This is a genomic window from Inquilinus sp. (assembly GCF_039594555.1).
Taxonomy (GTDB): domain Bacteria; phylum Pseudomonadota; class Alphaproteobacteria; order DSM-16000; family Inquilinaceae; genus Inquilinus.
The window spans coordinates 1-16,506 of the sequence record NZ_JBCNNF010000128.1 but is presented as its reverse complement, the minus strand read 5'-3'; the positions used below and the strand labels follow the sequence as shown (position 1 = coordinate 16,506).

At 69.9% G+C, this 16,506-nt stretch carries 16 protein-coding genes and 1 pseudogene; 4 read left to right on the top strand and 13 right to left on the bottom strand.

Features of this window, described 5'->3' with window-relative positions; translation table 11 throughout:
• Both ABDW35_RS15575 and ABDW35_RS15570 read left to right on the top strand, forming a co-directional pair.
• On the top strand, positions 1-1,650 hold a 1,650-nt coding region (locus ABDW35_RS15575), incomplete at its 5' end, for an acetate--CoA ligase family protein (protein WP_343714793.1).
• On the top strand, positions 1,640-2,428 hold the full coding sequence (locus ABDW35_RS15570; protein ID WP_343714792.1) for a carnitinyl-CoA dehydratase: 789 nt from the start codon (positions 1,640-1,642) through the stop codon (positions 2,426-2,428). The genes ABDW35_RS15575 and ABDW35_RS15570, both read left to right, overlap by 11 nt.
• Positions 2,429-2,564: 136 nt before the next feature.
• Here ABDW35_RS15570 and ABDW35_RS15565 read toward each other — a convergent pair whose 3' ends face one another.
• The 7 genes from ABDW35_RS15565 to ugpC form a co-directional block, all read right to left on the bottom strand.
• Entirely contained in the window at positions 2,565-3,236 is a 672-nt protein-coding gene (locus ABDW35_RS15565; protein ID WP_343714791.1) for a glutathione S-transferase family protein, read from the bottom strand.
• Between the two features lie 149 nt (positions 3,237-3,385).
• Positions 3,386-3,682 carry a 50S ribosomal protein L28 gene (gene rpmB, locus ABDW35_RS15560; RefSeq protein ID WP_034836850.1) on the bottom strand — a complete coding sequence of 99 codons (297 nt, stop codon included), beginning with the start codon at positions 3,680-3,682 and terminating at the stop codon, positions 3,386-3,388.
• Positions 3,683-3,975: 293 nt separating this feature from the next.
• Positions 3,976-5,496 (bottom strand): alpha-N-arabinofuranosidase, encoded by a 1,521-nt coding sequence (locus ABDW35_RS15555; RefSeq protein WP_343714790.1) that lies wholly within the window; start codon positions 5,494-5,496, stop codon positions 3,976-3,978.
• A 64-nt stretch (positions 5,497-5,560) separates the two neighbouring features.
• Positions 5,561-6,874 (bottom strand): extracellular solute-binding protein, encoded by a 1,314-nt coding sequence (locus ABDW35_RS15550; RefSeq protein WP_343714789.1) that lies wholly within the window; start codon positions 6,872-6,874, stop codon positions 5,561-5,563.
• 39 nt (positions 6,875-6,913) lie between these two features.
• Entirely contained in the window at positions 6,914-7,777 is an 864-nt protein-coding gene (locus ABDW35_RS15545; RefSeq protein WP_343714788.1) for a carbohydrate ABC transporter permease, read from the bottom strand.
• Entirely contained in the window at positions 7,774-8,697 is a 924-nt protein-coding gene (locus ABDW35_RS15540; protein WP_343714787.1) for a sugar ABC transporter permease, read from the bottom strand. The genes ABDW35_RS15545 and ABDW35_RS15540 overlap by 4 nt, the downstream gene beginning before the upstream one ends.
• A gap of 10 nt (positions 8,698-8,707) precedes the next feature.
• Entirely contained in the window at positions 8,708-9,790 is a 1,083-nt protein-coding gene (ugpC, locus tag ABDW35_RS15535) for a sn-glycerol-3-phosphate ABC transporter ATP-binding protein UgpC (RefSeq protein ID WP_343714786.1), read from the bottom strand.
• A gap of 118 nt (positions 9,791-9,908) precedes the next feature.
• On the opposite strand from ugpC, the gene ABDW35_RS15530 reads away from it, so the two are divergent.
• A complete protein-coding gene (locus ABDW35_RS15530; RefSeq protein WP_343714785.1) occupies positions 9,909-10,643 on the top strand; it encodes a FadR/GntR family transcriptional regulator in 735 nt (244 codons plus the stop codon).
• A gap of 37 nt (positions 10,644-10,680) precedes the next feature.
• Here the strand turns inward: ABDW35_RS15530 and ABDW35_RS15525 are convergent, their stop codons facing one another.
• The 6 genes from ABDW35_RS15525 to ABDW35_RS15500 all read right to left on the bottom strand — a co-directional run bounded on the left by ABDW35_RS15525 (position 10,681) and on the right by ABDW35_RS15500 (position 15,820).
• Complete coding sequence (locus tag ABDW35_RS15525; RefSeq protein ID WP_343714784.1) at positions 10,681-11,037, bottom strand: hypothetical protein; 357 nt, start codon at positions 11,035-11,037, stop codon at positions 10,681-10,683.
• Between the two features lie 23 nt (positions 11,038-11,060).
• Entirely contained in the window at positions 11,061-11,597 is a 537-nt protein-coding gene (locus ABDW35_RS15520) for an SRPBCC family protein (RefSeq protein ID WP_343714783.1), read from the bottom strand.
• Positions 11,594-11,923 (bottom strand): metalloregulator ArsR/SmtB family transcription factor, encoded by a 330-nt coding sequence (locus tag ABDW35_RS15515; protein ID WP_343714782.1) that lies wholly within the window; start codon positions 11,921-11,923, stop codon positions 11,594-11,596. The genes ABDW35_RS15520 and ABDW35_RS15515 overlap by 4 nt, the downstream gene beginning before the upstream one ends.
• A 153-nt stretch (positions 11,924-12,076) precedes the next feature.
• A complete protein-coding gene (locus ABDW35_RS15510) occupies positions 12,077-13,822 on the bottom strand; it encodes an ABC transporter ATP-binding protein/permease (RefSeq protein WP_343714781.1) in 1,746 nt (581 codons plus the stop codon).
• 111 nt (positions 13,823-13,933) lie between these two features.
• Entirely contained in the window at positions 13,934-15,229 is a 1,296-nt protein-coding gene (locus ABDW35_RS15505; RefSeq protein ID WP_343714780.1) for a pseudouridine synthase, read from the bottom strand.
• Positions 15,230-15,340: 111 nt separating this feature from the next.
• On the bottom strand, positions 15,341-15,820 hold the full coding sequence (locus tag ABDW35_RS15500; protein ID WP_343714779.1) for a Tat pathway signal sequence domain protein: 480 nt from the start codon (positions 15,818-15,820) through the stop codon (positions 15,341-15,343).
• A 218-nt stretch (positions 15,821-16,038) separates the two neighbouring features.
• Between ABDW35_RS15500 and ABDW35_RS15495 the strand changes: the two are divergent.
• Positions 16,039-16,506 (top strand): annotated as a pseudogene (locus ABDW35_RS15495) (hypothetical protein); the annotation flags it as partial.

The following is a 16,506-nucleotide window of genomic DNA, read 5'->3' as shown; positions in this document are numbered from 1 at the left end:
GACCCCGACCAGCATGGCGGCCAGCGGGTGGAGCGCGGCGTGGCGCTGGTCACCCAGTCCAGCAACATCGCCATCAACCTGACCATGCAGCGCCGCGGCCTGCCGATCGCCTATGTCGCGACGCTCGGCAACCAAGCGGTGGCCGGGCTGGCCGAGATGGTCGAGGCCTTCCTCGACGATCCGCGCGTCACCGCCATCGGCCTGCACATCGAAGGGTTGGCCGAGCCCGCCGCTTTGGCCCGGGCGGCGGCGCGGGCGCGGCGGCAGGGCGTGCCGATCCTGGCGGTGAAGACCGGCCGGTCGGCGGAAGGGGCGCAACTGACCCTCAGCCACACCGCCTCCCTGGCCGGGGCTGATGCGGTGACCGACGCCTTCCTGCGCCGCATCGGCGTGGTCCGAATTGCCTCGCTGACCGTGCTGCTGGAGGCGCTGAAGCTGCTGCATGTCGTGGGGCCGCTGCCCGGCCGCGACATCGCGTCGATGAGCTGTTCGGGCGGGGAGGCGGCACTGATCGCCGACGCCGCACTCGGCACCGGGCTGCGCTTCCGGCCGCTGGACCCGGCCCAGGCGGCGCGGGTGGCGGCGACGGTGTCGGAGCTGGTGACGGTGTCGAACCCCTTCGACTACCACACCTTCATCTGGGCCAATGCCCCGGTCATGACCGAAACCTTCGCGGCGATGATGGCGGCGGATTTCGACCTGACGCTGCTGGTGCTGGATCTGCCGCGCGGCGACCGCTGCAGCGATGCCGACTGGGTGCCGTCGCTGGAGGCGCTGGTGTCGGCGTCGCAGCGCACAGGCCGCAAGGCGGCGCTGGTCGCCTCCATGCCCGAGGGCCTGCCGGAGGAGCAGGCCCGGCGCCTGGTCGCGGCCGGCGTCGCGCCGCTGCTCGGCATCGACGACGCCCTGGCCGCGATCGCCGTGGTGGCGGAGGCGGGCGACATTCGCGGTGAGGCCGACGTGCCGCTGCCGGCGGAGCCGGTGCCGCTGGCGCCGGGCCCGGTCCGCACTCTGTCGGAGTGGCAGGGCAAGCGCCACCTCTCCGCGCAGGGCGTGCCGGTGCCGGAGGGGCGGTTGGCGCGATCGGCGGAGGAGGCGGTGGCGGCCGCCGAGGCGATCGGCTTCCCGGTCGTGCTCAAGGCCACCGGCGCCGACCTGGCGCACAAGACCGAGCTCGGCGCCGTCCGCCTGAACCTGGCCGATCCCGCCGCGGTGGGCGCCGCCGCCGCGGCTCTGGAAGGCCTGGGCGAGGCGCTGCTGGTCGAGCGCATGGTCTGCGGCGCGGTGGCAGAGCTGATCGTCGGCATCGGCCGCGACCCGCTGCTCGGGCTGCATCTCGTGCTCGGCTCCGGCGGCACGCTGGTCGAGCTGGTCGGCGACCGGCGGATCCTGCTGCTGCCGGCCGGGCGGGCGCAGGTGGCGGCGGCGATCCGCTCGCTGAAGGTGGCCAGGCTGCTCGACGGCCATCGCGGCCGGCCGCCGGGCGATCTCGATGCCGCGGTCGACGCCGTGCTGGCGGTCCAGGATTTCGCCCTGGCCCAGGCCGGCCGGCTGGCCGAGCTCGACGTCAATCCCTTGATCGTGACCTCCAGCGGTGCCGTGGCCGCGGATGTCCTGCTGCGACTGGTGGAGGACCCCGATGACCGATGATCCCGTGCGCGTCAGCCGCGACGGCGCCGTGCTCGAGGTGGTGCTGGACCGGCCGAAGGCGAATGCGATCGACGCCGCCACCAGCCGCCGCATGGGCGAGGTCTTCGCCGCCTTCCGCGACGACCCGGCCCTGCGCGTCGCCATCGTCACCGGCGGCGGCGACCGCTTCTTCTCCGCCGGCTGGGACCTCAAGGCCGTGGCGGCGGACGGCATCCGGCCGGACGAGGACTACGGCATCGGCGGCTTCGCCGGGCTGCAGGAGCTGCCGGGGCTGAACAAGCCGGTGATCGCCGCGGTCAACGGCATGGCGGTCGGCGGCGGGTTCGAGCTGGCGCTGTCCTGCGACCTGATCCTGGCGGCGGAGCATGTCCGCTTCGCGCTGCCCGAGATCAACGCCGGCACCCTGGCCGACGCAGCGACGATCAAGCTGCCGCGCCGCATCCCGTACCATGTGGCGATGGATCTGCTCTACACCGGCCGCTGGATGGAGGTGGAGGAGGCTGCGCGCTGGGGCCTGGTCAACCAGGTGGTGCCGGCGGCGGAGTTGATGGACCGCGCCCGCGCTGTGGCCCGGCACTTGGCCGACGGCCCGCCGCTGGTCTTCGCCGCGATCAAGGAGGTGGCGCGGGAGAGCGAGGCGATGCCGGTGCAGGCGGCGCTGGCCCGGGTGATGCGCCGCGGCTTCCAGACCGTGGCGAGGCTCTATGACAGCGACGATCAGCTCGAAGGCGCCCGCGCCTTCGCCGAGAAGCGCAAGCCGGTGTGGAGGGGGCGATAGGTCTTTCTTCCTCCTCCTGATCGTCATCCCCGCGAAAGCGGGGATCTCGTCGGAATTGGCTAGAGATCCCGTGTCTGCGCAGCGGCACTTCGCGCCGCAGCGCACACGGGATGACGATAGGTTTGAGGATAAAGCGTCACCCGAACAGAGCCGGCGACAGCTCCCTGTCCGCGGCGGCGACCTCGTCGAGGACCTTGGCGAAGGCCGGACGGGCGGAGAGGCGCTCGTACCAGCCCGCCAGGGCCGGAAACCCGTCCAGTCGCGGGCCGTGCAGCCGCAGCGCGAACAGCACGGTCATGAACAAAGCGATGTCGGCGATGGTCAGCGCCTCGAACAGGAAGTCGCGGCCGGCCAGACGCGCGTCCAGCCGGCGCCAATGGCCGCGCAGCGCCTCCTCGGCCTGGCGGGCGCCAGCCTCCTGCGCCTCGCGCCGGGCCGGGTCGGGCGGCTCGCTGCGATGCATCAGCGGCCGGATATCCGGCATCACGATCTCGTCGGCCTCCAGCTCCGCCAGGCGGCAGCGGGCGCGGCCGGCGGCATCGCGTGGAAACAGCGGCGGGGACGGATAGGCGTCCTCGAGATAGTCGAGGATCACGGTCGAATCGAACAGGGTGAGGTCGCCATCGACCAGCACCGGCACTTGGCCCTTGGGGTTGGCGGCCAGCACCGCCGGGTGCTTCGGCCGGTAGCCCTCGGTCTGGGTGAAGGGCACCATGATCCGCTCATGCGCCAGCCCCTTCTCGGCCAGCGCGATCTCGACCTTGCGCGAGAACAGGCTCAGCGGCCCGGAATAGAGCGTGATCCCCATCGCATCCCCCATCAAATCCGAGAGGGAACGTTAAGGGAACGTCAGCCAGCTGGCAACGCCGATGGCGGGCAACGAAAAAAGCCCGCGACCGTGTGGGCGGGCTTTCTCCAGTCCTGGGCGCGGCCGGCGGGCGGCCGCTGCGCGGATCGTCAGGCGGCCTGGGCGGCAGCCTGGGCCTTGATGATGCGGTGCTTCAGGCCGCGCAGCTCGGCGTCGAGGGCCGAGTCCGGGGCGCTGGCGAGGTAGCCGTCGAGGCCGCCGCGATGCTCGATCGTGCGGATGCCGTTGGTGGTCAGGCGCAGGCGCACCGACACGCCGAGAACCTCCGAGACCAGCGAGGTGGTCTGCAGGTTCGGCAGGAAACGCCGGCGGGTCCTGTTCTTGGCGTGGCTGACATTGTTGCCACTCATCACGCCCTTGCCGGTCACCTGGCAGCGTCGCGCCATGGGTCTATCCTCGAAACACGGTCAAAAACAATGGCCCGGCATTGCTGCCGGGACGAGGGCGTTCGTATAAGGGGCCCGGCCGGCGGCGTCAAGCAGAGTCGTCACAATTGGACTATGGGCCTGCACTGACGCGTGACTCCTCCCGTTTACGAGATCCTCCGGGACGCCTCAACAACCGTCATTGCGAGCGCAGCGAAGCATCCATTCAGCCGCCCTTGCGGGACGATGGATTGCTTCGTCGGCTTCGCCTCCTCGCAGTGACGGCATGGGATGGGAGGGGCCGTGCTGCCGGATCAAGCCCGCGGTGAGGCCTGGGTCACGATCACGTTCCAGCTGGCCGGCTTCAGCTTCGCCCGCAGCCGCTCGCCATCGACCGTGACGTCCGGGTTCGCCGCCGGGGCCACGGTGTTCGGCGCCTCCTTGGTGTTCACCGCCTTCAGGTTGGCGTGGTGGATCTCGGTCGCCGCCACCAGCCGGCGGTCGGCGCCCAGGCCGCGCAGCACGACGTCCAGGTCCATCGGGTCGGACAGGCTGCGGTTCAGGGCGAAGACCGTGGTGGTGCCGTCGGCCGGGTTGTCGACCACGGTGGCGTAGAGATAGGGGATCTCCGGCCAGGACTGGGCGGCATAGCCCGGCGATTCCGCCTTGGCCTGCAGCACCCGGCCATGGCCGTGCCGGGCGGCCAGGGCGAAGGGGTGGAAGATGGTCTGGCGCCAGGCAGCGCCGCCGGTCTCGGTCATGATCGGGCCGATGACGTTGACCAGCTGGGCGATGCAGGCGGTCTTCACCCGGTCGGCGTTGTTCATCAGCGCGATCAGGGCGCCGCCGACGATCAGCGCGTCCTCGGCGTTGTAGACCTCCTCGATCAGCTGCGGCGCCTCGGGCCAGCCCGGCTTGCGCATATGCTCGATCTTGTGGGTCTTGTACCAGACGTTCCACTCGTCGAAGGACAGCATGATCTTCTTGCGCGACCGGCGCTTGGCCCCGACCGCGTCGCAGATCGCCGCCACCTCCTTGATGAAGGCGTCCATCAGCTCGATCACGCCGAAATACTCCGGCGCCGAATCGGCGTTGTTGTTGAAGTATGTGTGCAGCGAGATGAAGTCGACCTGGTCGTAGCAGTGGTCCAGCACCTCGTATTCCCAGGCGCCGTAGGTCGCCATGTTGCGGTGGGACGAGCCGCAGGCGGCCAGCTGGATGGTCGGGTCGACCCAGCGCATCACCTTGGCCGTCTCCAGCGCCGCGCGGCCGTATTCCTCGGCGGTCTTGGCGCCGATCTGCCAGGGGCCGTCCATCTCGTTGCCCAGGCACCAGAACTTGACGTCGTGCGGCGCGTCATAGCCGTGCGACCGACGCAGGTCGGACAGGGCCGAGCCGCCGGCATGGTTGCAGTATTCCAGGAAGCGGCGCGCCTCGTCCGGCCCGCGGGTGCCGAGATTGACGCCCAGCATCGGCTCGATCCCGGCGGCGCGGGCCCAGTCCATGAACTCGTTGGTGCCGAATCGGTTGGTCTCGGTCGAGAACCAAGCCAGGTCGCGGCGCACCGGCCGCTGCTCCACCGGCCCGACCCCATCCTCCCAGTTGTAGCCGGAGAGGAAGTTGCCGCCGGGATAGCGGATGATGGTCGGCCCCAGTTCCCGGGTGAGCTCCAGCACGTCGCCGCGAAAGCCGCGGGCATCGGCGGTCGGGTGGCCGGGCTCGAAGATGCCGCCATAGACGCAGCGGCCCATATGCTCGACGAAGGCGCCGAAAACGCGGCGGTCGAGGTCGGAGAGGACGAAGTCGCGGTCGACGGTCAGCCTTGCGGAGATCATGGGTCGATGGTCTCGGTGGGATGGTGGAAGAAGCGGCCGCGCCGGGCGGCGCGGCCGGGAAGGATCAGCGGGCGTTGGCCAGCAGCTCGTTGACGCGGCTCTCGGCGTCGGCCAGGGCCTGGTCGACGGTCTTCTGGTTCTGCGCCGCGGCGTTGAACTCCTCGGTCAGGATCTCCTGCAGCCCGAACTGGCGCTTCACCGCCTGGGGCAGCGCGGTGCCGTCCTTGGTCAGGCTGACGATGTCCTTGCGGTGCGGCAGGTCGAGGAAGGTCTGGCTGTTCGCAACCGACTGACGCACCGGGAGATGGCCGGTCCGGGCCCATTCGAAGTCGTTGTCCCACAGGAACTTCAGGACCTTCACCGCGGCCTTGCGCTTGGCGTCGTCTAGGCCCGCCTTGGGCACCACCCAGCTGTGGCCGTCGGCCCAGACCTTGGCGTTGCCGTAGAGCTGCGGGAAGGGCACGACGGTGTAGCCATTGCTCAGCGCGCCGCCGGGCTTGGCCGCCTCCTCGTTGTAGCTGTCGATCAGCCAGGTGCCCATGATGTAGACGCCGCCATCGCCCTGGGCGAAGCCGGCCGTCGACGCCGCGTAGTCCTGGTCCTTGGTGGTGTCGCCGTTCTGGTAGATGGTGCGGAACAACTCGACCGCGTTGCGCGCCTCCGGCGTCTGCAGCTTGATCTGCGTCGGGTCGGCCAGGAAGTCGGAATTCTGCTGGTACAGCAGGGTGTAGAGGGTGCGGGCGTAGTTCGCCTGCTCGTTTACCGTGGCCTGCACGAAATAGGGCTTACCGGTCTTCTCCTTGAACTGCTTGGCCTGCGCCAGCAGCTCCTCCGGCGATTTCGGCAGCACCGGCTTGCCGTCGGCGGCCACCAGCCCGGCCTGCTTGAACAGGTTCAGGTTGATGTGCCAGAGCCAGGTGTGGGTGTCGAAGGGCAGGGCGTAGATCTTGCCGTCCTTGGTCACCCCGGTCTTCGCCGCCTCGGTGAAGTCGGCGGTGTCGATGCCGGCGGCCTTGAAGTCCTCGTCCAGTGGCTCGAGCAGATCGCGCGAGGCGTAGTCGCTGATCACCGATTCATGCATCACCGAGATGGTCGGCGGGTCGTCGGAGCGCAGCCGGGCGGTCAGCTGGTCGTAGCCGGGCCATTCGACGATGTCGACCTTGACGTGGACGTCCGGGCTCTCGGCGTTGAACTTGTTGATCAGCGCCGTGATGATGCCGCACTCGCCATGCGCCTTCGAGACGTCGGTGACATCGGCATAGTCGGCCTCGCAGGCGCCGAAGAAGCGCGACAGCGAGATCTCGGTCTTGTCCTGGGCCCAGGCGGGGGCCCCGGCCAGGACCAGCCCGGTCAGGGCCAAGGCAAAACGGCTTCTCATGGCTCTCCCTCCTTGGTTCCGGCCGTTCTGCCGCGCGTCTCAGCGGACGGCGGCGCCGGCGACGGCCGTGACGATGTATTTCTGGAAGAACAGGTAGACGATCAGCACGGGCAGCCCGGCGAAGACCGACTGCGCCATCAGGTAGCCCAGGCCCTCGGACTGGGCGAAGTTGGTCTGGGTCGAGGCCAGGCCGACGGTCAGGGTGAACATCTCCGGCTTGGTGGCGGAGATCAGCGGCCACAGATAGTCGTTCCAGGAGCTGAGGAAGGTGAAGATCCCCAGCGTCGCCTGGGCCGGCACGGTCAGCGGCAGCAGCACGCGCCAGAAGGTCTTGAAACGCGAGGCGTTGTCCAGCAGCGCCGCCTCGTCCAGCTCCCGCGGGATCGCCTTGAAATACTGCGTCATCAGGAACACGCCGAAGGGCGCCGACAGATGCGGCAGGATCAGGCCGAGATAGGAGTTATGGATCTTCAGGTCGTTGAACATCTGGAAGCGGGCGATGATCACCGCCTGCTCCGGCACCGCCAGGCCGATCAGCACCAGCGCGAAGACCAGGCCGCGGCCCGGGAACTGGGCGCGGGCGAAGCCGTAGCCGGCGAGGGACGCCAGGATCAGCACGCCCACGGTCTGGCCCAGCGACACGATCACGCTGTTCAGCACCCAGCGGAACACGCCGGAATTGGCGAGGATGTCGGTGTAGTTCTTCAGCGTATAAGGCGCCCGGAACAGCGTGCCGGTGTCGGTCATCAGCTCGCTGTTGGGCTTGAACGACAGGCCGGTGATCCAGGCCACCGGCACCACCCAGATCACGGCCAGCAGGATGACGGCCCACAGGATCAGCCGGTCGCCGAGACTGCGGCCGACCATGCCCTGCCGCGGCTGGGCTGCGGTGATGGCGGTCATCCCTCGGCCCTCCGGCGGGTCAGCAGGTATTGCGCCATGGCGGCGATCAGCATCAGCCCGAACAGAACCTCGGACGCCGCGGCGGCATAGCCCAAATCCCAGTTGCGGAAGCCCTGCTCGTAGATGAACTGCACGATCGGGCGCGAGGCGTTGTTCGGACCGCCGCGGGTCAAGAGGTAGGACTGCCCGAACAGCTGGAACTGGTAGACGATCTCGACCACGGCCACGAGCACCACGGTCCGCCGGATCGACGGCAGGGTGATGTGCCGGAACGACCGCCAGCGGCCGGCGCTGTCCAGGGCCGCGGCCTCGTACAGCTCGCGCGGGATCTGCTGCAGGGCGGCCAGGAACAGCATCATCGGCAGGCCGATGCCCCACCATAGCGTGGCCACGGCGATGCCGGGCAGGGCCAGGGACGGGTCGCTCAGGATCGGGATCGGCGCCTGGCCGAAGACGCCCAGGACATTGGTCAGCAGGCCGCGGTCCGGCAGGTACATCATCTTCCAGACGATGGTGACGATGGTGACCGACAGCACCGATGTGGCGAAGAAGGTGGCGCGCAGCGCCGCGGCCATGCGGGTCGGCCGGTTCAGCGCCAGGGCCAGGACCAGGCCGACGACGACGAAGGCCGGCACGGTCATCAGCACGAACAGCGCCGTGTTCCAGACCGCGCCGAGGAAGATCTTGTCGGCGAACAGCCGCTTGTAGTTGGCCAAGCCGGCATAGGCGCCGGTGCCGTCGAACATGTCGAACTTCTGCAGGCTGATCCAGATGCCGTCGAACAGCGGCCAGACCAGCAGCAGCAGGTAGACGATCAGGAAGGGCAGGACGAAGCCGACATTGCGCCAGTCCGGCCCGATCCGGGCGCCGCCCAGGCGGCGCGTCCGTTCGACGGTGCGGCCGGCGGCGGTGGCGGTCACCATCCCCTCCTCACACTGCGGCGTGGCGGCCGACGCCGTCGGCGCCGAACAGGTGGACGGCGGCGGGGTCGATGCGCAGCGCCACCCGGTCCTCGACCGCGACACCGCTCAAGCCTGCATCCTCGGCGATCAGGGTCGACCCGTCCTGCAGCCGGACATGCAGATGGGTGCGGTCGCCCAGCCGCTCCACCACCTCGACCGTGCCTTGCATCCCGCCCTGGCCGTCGATCCGCACCGCCTCCGCCCGCAGGCCCAGCGTGATCGGCTGGTGCGCCGGCAGCCCGTCGGCCGGCACCGGGGTGCGCAGCTCGGTCCCGTCCGGCAGGCGCAGCACGGCACCGCCGGCCTCGCCGACGACCACGGCGTCCAGGAACGTCATCGCCGGCACGCCGACGAAGCGGGCGACGAACTTCGTGGCCGGCCGGGTGTAGATCTCCATCGGCGTGCCGACCTGCTCGATCCGGCCCTCATTCATCACCACGATGCGGTCGGCCAGCGTCATCGCTTCGACCTGGTCATGGGTGACGAAGATCATGGTGGCGCGCAGCCGGCGGTGCAGCCGCGCCAGCTCGACCCGGGTGCGGACGCGCAGCGCCGCATCCAGGTTCGACAGCGGCTCGTCGAACAGGAAGGCCCGCGGCTCCTTGACGATGGCGCGGCCGATGGCGACGCGCTGGCGCTGACCGCCGGACAGCTGGCCCGGCTTGCGCTGCAGCAGCTCCTCGATCTCCAGCGTGCGGGCGGCGCCCTGGACGCGTTGGTCGATCTCCGGCTGCTTCAGGCCGATGTTGCGCAGCCCGAACGCCATGTTCTCGAAGATCGTCATATGGGGATACAGGGCGTAGTGCTGGAACACCATCGCCACCCGGCGGGCGCCCGGCGGCAGGGTGTCGACCCGGGTGCCGGCGATGCGGATCTCGCCGCCATCAACGCTCTCCAGCCCCGCGATCATGCGCAGCAGGGTGGACTTGCCACAGCCGGACGGTCCCAGGAAGACCATGAACTCGCCCGACTCGACCGACAGCGACAGGCCGTCGAACACCGTGACCGGCCCGAAGCGCTTGCTGACATCCCGGATCTCGATGTCGGCCACCCATTTCCTCCCCAATGGTATTATCATATGATTCGATCATCGGGGGGATCGGCGGTCTTTGTCAACCGGGCCTTCCCCGGCCTATCGATGAAAAGGGGAACGGGGTGGAGACGGTGTGATGCTGGAACGGGAGATGGTCCTGGTCGGGACGATGAGCGCCCAGGTGTCGAACAGCCTGGGCATGCGCATCGTGTCCGGCGAGTTCCGGCCTCACGATTCGCTGCCGATCGAGAGCGAGCTGTGCCAGACCTACGGCGTCAGCCGGACCACGCTGCGTGAGGCGATCAAGAGCCTGGCCGGCAAGCGGCTGATCGAAGTGTCGCCGAAGACCGGCACGCGCGTGCTGCCCTTCGGCGAATGGAACCTGCTGGACCGCGACGTGCTGGCCTGGCGGCTGCAGGCGCAGTTCGACGCCAAGATCGTCGAGGACATCTTCGAGATGCGGATGTGCTTTGAGCCGCGGGCGTCATATCTCGCGGCGCGCGACGGCACCGCCGAGGACCACGCCGCGATCGAGCGCCATTTCCGCCAGCTGGCCCGCGCCTATGAGGAGAAGCAGCCGGTCAAGGTGTCGTCCGAGGCGGCGCTGGAGTTCCACCTGGCGATCATCACCGCCTCGCACAACGGCCTGTTCGTCACCATCGGCGCCGCGGTGAAGTCGGCGCTGCGGGTGTCGTCGGAGATGCAGCAGCGCCACGCCACCACGCCGAGCGAGGACGTGGCGCTGCACGACGCGGTGCGCACCGCGATCCTCGGTCGCGAGCCGGATGCGGCGGCCGCGGCGATGGCGCGGCTGCTGGAGGCGTCGCATGCCCGGCTGCTGCCGCTGACGACGGAGCCGAAGGGAGTGTGAGGGGCTTGCGCCGGCGGATCCGCCAGCGAGCCGTCCCTCAATACTGGCTGCTCTTCGCCGTAACGATATGGATGATCCCGGCAGGGTCTGAGATCCAGAAGCCGTCGGGCAGCCGCTCGATCTCGTCGCGGCGGGCGACGCTGGCCTCGGCGAAATGCTCGGCCGCCCGCGGCACGTCCTCGGCCACGATCTCCAGCCACAGCTCAGCCTGGCTCAGGGCGTCGACCCGGTCGATCCACAGCTGGTTGGCGCCGAAGCGGAAGCCGATGGCCGGCGGGTGGTTGTCCAGCGGCTCGAGGCCGATCACGTCGCGGTAGAAGCGGACCGTGGCGTCGTACTGGTGCGGCGGCACTTTCAGCGCGATGTTGCGGCCGCCGGCGAAGGTCGCGGTCATGGCAGTCCTTTCGGTCGATGTCGTCAGGCTGAGGCGATGCGCTGCTCGTATTCGGCCTCGAGCGGCGTGTGGGTGATGAAGAAGGGCTGCGGCACCCTTCCGTGCAGCCGGTCGACCAGGATGCCGAGATGGGTGTGCCAGCCGCCGGCCGCGCTCGCCATCTTGTCGCGCCCGAGGCGGCGATGGGTCAGCACCAGCAGCACGTCCTCGCCCCGCGGCGTCAGCTCGAAGGTCACCTCCGATTCCTGGCCGGCCGGGCCGGGCCAGCTATGGGCCAGCAGCCGCGGCGGCTCCCAGCGCGTCACCCGGGCGGTGGAGCTGGCGCCGTTTTCCAGCGACTTGTATTTGGCCGGGATCTCGTCCGGCAGCGGCGACAGCCCGGAATGCAGGAAGCTCAGCTCCACCTGCCCGCCGACGCGCGGCTCGACGGCGCCCTTGGCCAGCCAGAGGCCGCGCTTGTCGGACTCCGTCAGAAAGGCCCAGACCCGCTCGATCGGGCCCGGCAGCAGCCGCTCGAACCGGACCGCGTCGGCGGCGATCAGGGTGCCGTAGTCGCTCATGATGTCTCTCCCGTTTCGGTGGGGGGCGGGGCGGCGCGCAGCTGCCGCTCCAGCTCGTCCAGCCGGCCGCCCCAGAAGCGGCGGATGCGGCGCAGCCACTCGTCCATCGCGTCGAAGCCCTTCTGATCGAGCGTGTAGATCCGCCGCTGCGCCTCGGGCCGGACGGCGATCAGCCCGGCCTCGCGCAGCACCTTGAGGTGCTGGGAGACGGCCGGCCCGCTCATCGCGAATTCGCCGGCGATCTCGCCGGCCCCGCGCTCCCCCACCGCCAGCATCTCGACGATGCGCAGCCGGGTGGGGTCGGCGAGGGCGGCGAAGGCGTTCATGGGCTTTCTTATGAAGAACCTACTTAAATAAGTCAATTCTTAAATTAAGGAGTGTCATCCCGTGCCGTCTTCGAAGAGATCCCGGGTCTGCAGCGCATCACTTCGTGCTGCGCCGCGCCCGGGATGACGGTTAAAGGGGAGGGGAGAGGATTCTCAGGCCGCGGCGGCGACCGGGGCCTCGACCAGGCGGCCGGGTCCCGCACCCTCCTTCTCAATCCGCCAGCGGCGGTCGTGGAAGGCGGCGACCTTGGGGTCGTGGGAGATGGTCAGCCAGGTGGTGCCGGGCAGGCGGTCGCGCAGCAGTGTGAACATCCGCTGCTCGGTCGCCTCGTCCAGCGCGCTGGTGGCCTCGTCAAGGAACAGCCAGTCCGGTTTAGCCAGGATGGCCCGGGCCACGGCCAGGCGCTGCTGCTCGCCGGGCGACAGGCGGCGGGCCCAGTACTCCTCCTGCTCCAGCGCCGGCACCAGATGGCCGAGATCGACGGCCCGCAGCGCCTCGGTGGCGGACTCGGCGGAGATCTCCTCCGGCTTGGCCGGATAGGCGACGGCGGCGTGCAGCGTGCCCAGCGGCAGATAGGGCCGCTGCGGCAGGAACAGCACTCTGGCGTCCTGCGGGATGCGGATCTGCGCCCGGCCGAAGGGCCAGATCCCGGCCAAAGCGCGGAACAGCGTCGACTTGCCGGAGCCGGACGGGCCGGTCAGCAGCAACCGGTCGCCGGGGCGGACCGACAGGCCATCGCCTTCAACCAGCGCCGGGCCGTCGGGCAGGGCCAGCTGGACCGAGCCGACGGCGAGGTCGGCGCGCGGCTCGGCCGCCACCGCGATTTCGGCCGAGCGCGCCTGGGCCCTGGCGTCCTCCAAGCTGTGGCGGAAGCCGGTGAGCCGGTCGACGGTCGCCTTGTAGTCGGCCAGCGTGGAATAGGCGCTGACGAACCAGGACAGCGAATCCTGGACGTTGCCGAAGGCCTGGATGACCTGGACGACCCCGCCCAGCTCGATGGTCTTGGCGAAGTATTGCGGGGCCACGAGGATGCCGGGGAACACGGCGGAAGCCTGCCCGTAGGCGGAGGTGAAGAAGCCGAGCTTCTTCGTCCGGCTCATCAGCTGGTAGTAGTTCTCCATCACCCCGCCGAACAGGCGCAGCAGACCCTGCCGCTCGCTCGGCTCGCCGCTGTAGAGCGCGATCGCCTCGGTGTTCTCGCGGAACCGGACCAGGCCGAAGCGGAAATCCGCCTCCCGCTTCTGCTGCTGGAAGCTCAGCCGGATCAGCGGGCGGCCGATGACATGGGTCAGGATGGTGCCGATGATGGCGTAGACGATCGCGGCCCACAGCATGAAATGCGGGATCGTGATCCCGCCGCCCGGCAGCGGGATCGTCAGCGGCGCCGCCAGCCCCCACAGGATCACGGCGAAGGACGCCAGGTTCACCACATTGCCGAGAAAGCTGAGGCTGAGGGTGAGTGTGCCGTCGACGAATTGCTGGATGTCTTCGGAGATGCGCTGGTCGGGGTTGTCGGTCGCTCCTGTCGTCAGCTGCTGGCGGTAATAGGCCCGGTCGGCCAGCCACTCACTCAGCAGGTGGTCGGTCATCCAGCGCCGCCAGCGGATGCGCAGCCATTGCCCGAGATAGGTCGCGTAGACGCCGCGCAGGACGGACACGGTCGCCAGGCCGGTGAAGATCGCGATCTCGCGCCAGAACGCGGCCTGGTTGTAGTCCTGCAGCGCCTGGTAGAAGCGGTTGTACCAGAAGCTGAACTGCACGCTGAGGAAGACGGCGCCGAGGGTTAAGGCGACGATCACCACCAGCAGGCCGATCGCCGGCCATTTCTCCTTCGACCGCCAGAATGGCATCAGGAGGTCGAAGAAATCCTTCCAGAACCGGCGCGTGCTTGGCTTCATGGATTGCGTCCGCCGCCCGGCGGATCCTCGGCTGCGACTGCAACCGTGATATCCCCCGGGGGCGGAGCGCACCCGTGAATTGCACGTAACTTCTGGGTAATCCGGCCGTTATCAGCGCAGCCCGGACAGGATCTCCTCCCGTTCCACCGTGATCCACGCCCCGGGCGGTAGGTCGCCGAGGGTAAGGGCGCCGAGGGCGATGCGGACCAGGCGCAGCGTCGGGTGGCCGACCGCCGCCGTCATCCGCCGCACCTGTCGGTTGCGGCCCTCGGTCAGGGTCAGCTGCAGCCAGGCGGTCGGAATAGCCTTCCGCACCCGGATCGGCGGGTCGCGCGGCGGCAGGTCGGGCTCATCCTCCAGCCGCTCCACCCCGCAGGGACGCGTCGGGCCGTCGGTCAGGGCGATGCCGCCTGCCAGGGCATCCAGCGCCTCCTGCGCCGGATCGCCTTCGACCTGGGCCAGATAGGTCCGGGGATGGCCGTGCTTCGGGTCCAATAGGCGCTTGATCAGCGGCCCGTCATCGGTCAGCAGCAGCAGCCCCTCGCTGTCGGCGTCCAGCCGGCCGGCGGCGTAGATGCCGGGCGGCAGGCCGAACTCGTTCAGGCCGCGCCAGCGCCCCTCCGGCGTGAACTGGCTCAGCACGCCATAAGGCTTGTGGAACACGACGTAGCGGGCCTGGCCCGGCTCCGGCGACGGGCGCTTGCGCCGCTCCTCGCGCCAGCGCTCGCCCGGCTTCGCCGCCTTGGGCTTCGTGGTCTCGGCGGCATCGCCAATCCGTCGCGACGAGGTCAGCGGGCGCCGCGGCGTGGTCTTGGCGCGCTCCGCCGGGGCCTCGGCGGGCGCCTCGGTACGCTCCTCCACTGGGCCGCGCGGACGGCCGCGCCGGCGCGGGGCGGCGTCTTCCGCCGGCTCCTCGCCGCCGTCCCACAGCCATTCTGGCATCGCCGCGCGGGCGGCTTCCTGCGACGAAGTGACCTTGGACCGCGATCTACGGGGCTTGCCGGGCGAGGGGCGCCGGCCGCCAGCATCCGGGCCGGCCCGCTTCCCGCCGCGGGCCTTCTCGTCTTCGGCTTTTCCGGCGGTGCCGCGGGAGGGCGGCTTGCCGGCACGAGGCGCCCGGCGCTTCGGCGCCGCGTCGGCCTCCTCCTGCCGCGCACTGCGGCCGGCGGCAGCACGCGCGGGGCGGCGGGGCGCCCGTTCGGCGTCCTCACGCTCCGCCGGGGCGCTGCGGGCCGGCTTGCCGGGGCGGCCGGCGCGCGCCGGCCGCTCGGCCTGGGCTTCCGACCGGTTGGCGGGCCTGCGGCCGCGCGGCGGGCGGCGCTCATCGCCGTCGCCGGAGCCGGAGGACCGGCCGGGGCCGCGCACGCGTCCGGCACCGGGCTTGGGGAGGCGGGGCGGGCGGCTCATGCCGTCGCCTGCCGGCACAGCAGCCGGATCGGCGGCGTGCCGCCCGAAACAGCGGCGATCCGCTGCAGCATGAATGCGATCTGCGGATCCACCGCCATGATCTGGCCTTCTTTACTTGATGAAACCGATCGCCGCCCGGCTGGTGGGAACCAATAGATCGATGCAGTGTTCGACCGCTGCGTCCCCCGCCTTGCAAGTCAACACGTCGTTCAGCAGCACACGGCCGAAATTCCCGCAATCATGACCTGCGATCTCGAACACCTTGACCATGGTCTTGCCCGCGCTCAGCGGTGCCATGTCCACGGCCAGCTGGTCGACGATGATGCCCTTCGGGTCGAAGACCACGAGGTCGAGCTGGAGATTGCTGTAGGTCCGGGCCGTGCCGTTGTGCATGACCATGAAGGCACGGCAGCCGTTGTTGCCGGGCTCGAGCTTGTTCAGCTCGATGTCGATCGCCTCCTTCGGCGCCGACTCGGCGGCGGGCTTCTCCTGCGCCCAGGTCGGAAAGCTGGCAATCGCGATAAAAAAAGCGAAAACCCTTGCCGCACCGAACCAAGCGAAACGGCGGATCTCAGCGGTTTTGCGGGACATGTAGCCTTCCGTACGTCTGGACTCGTGGGGCGCGCCATGATACCCGCCCCCCCTGTGACCGCAATGAAATGCACTGAGGCGGTCGGTGTTCCCGGTCTCAGCAAGACCCGTCCGGGGCCCGATCGCCGGCGCAGAACGTTGCCCCGTCTCCTGGCGACGCCGGGTGGATTGCGCCTGCAAGGCCTCCACCCTATGCGCCGCCGACAAGGGAGGCGGGCATGACGTCGAAGGGCCTCCTTCTTCTGTCGATCGCTCTGGTGGGGGCAGCCGCCCTCGGTGGCGCGATCGCGATCGATTCTGCGCGCCCGACACCGCCGCCCGTCATTGCCGTCGATCTCTCCGGGATCGCGATCGAGCCCGCGCATGTGGTCGACCCGGCGGAGGCCGCCCGGCCGCAGCCGGCCGTGGCCACGCCGCGCCGCCTGGCCGAGGCGACGCCGGCCGCTGTCGCCGATCCCGCCGCCAACCCGCTGCGGATCCTGTTCGGCACCGCCTTCGCCGCGGTGCCGCGTCCGGCCGAGCCGGAGCCGCCGCTCGACCCCTGGGCCGGCGCGATGCAGGAGGTGACGCGCCCGGCGCCGGAGCCGCAGGCGGGTGCGCCGATGCTGGTGCCGGTCAGCCTGCCGGGACCCGTGGCCGAACCGGCCGCGCACCTCGATCCGCCGGCCCGTCTGGCCGACCCGCTG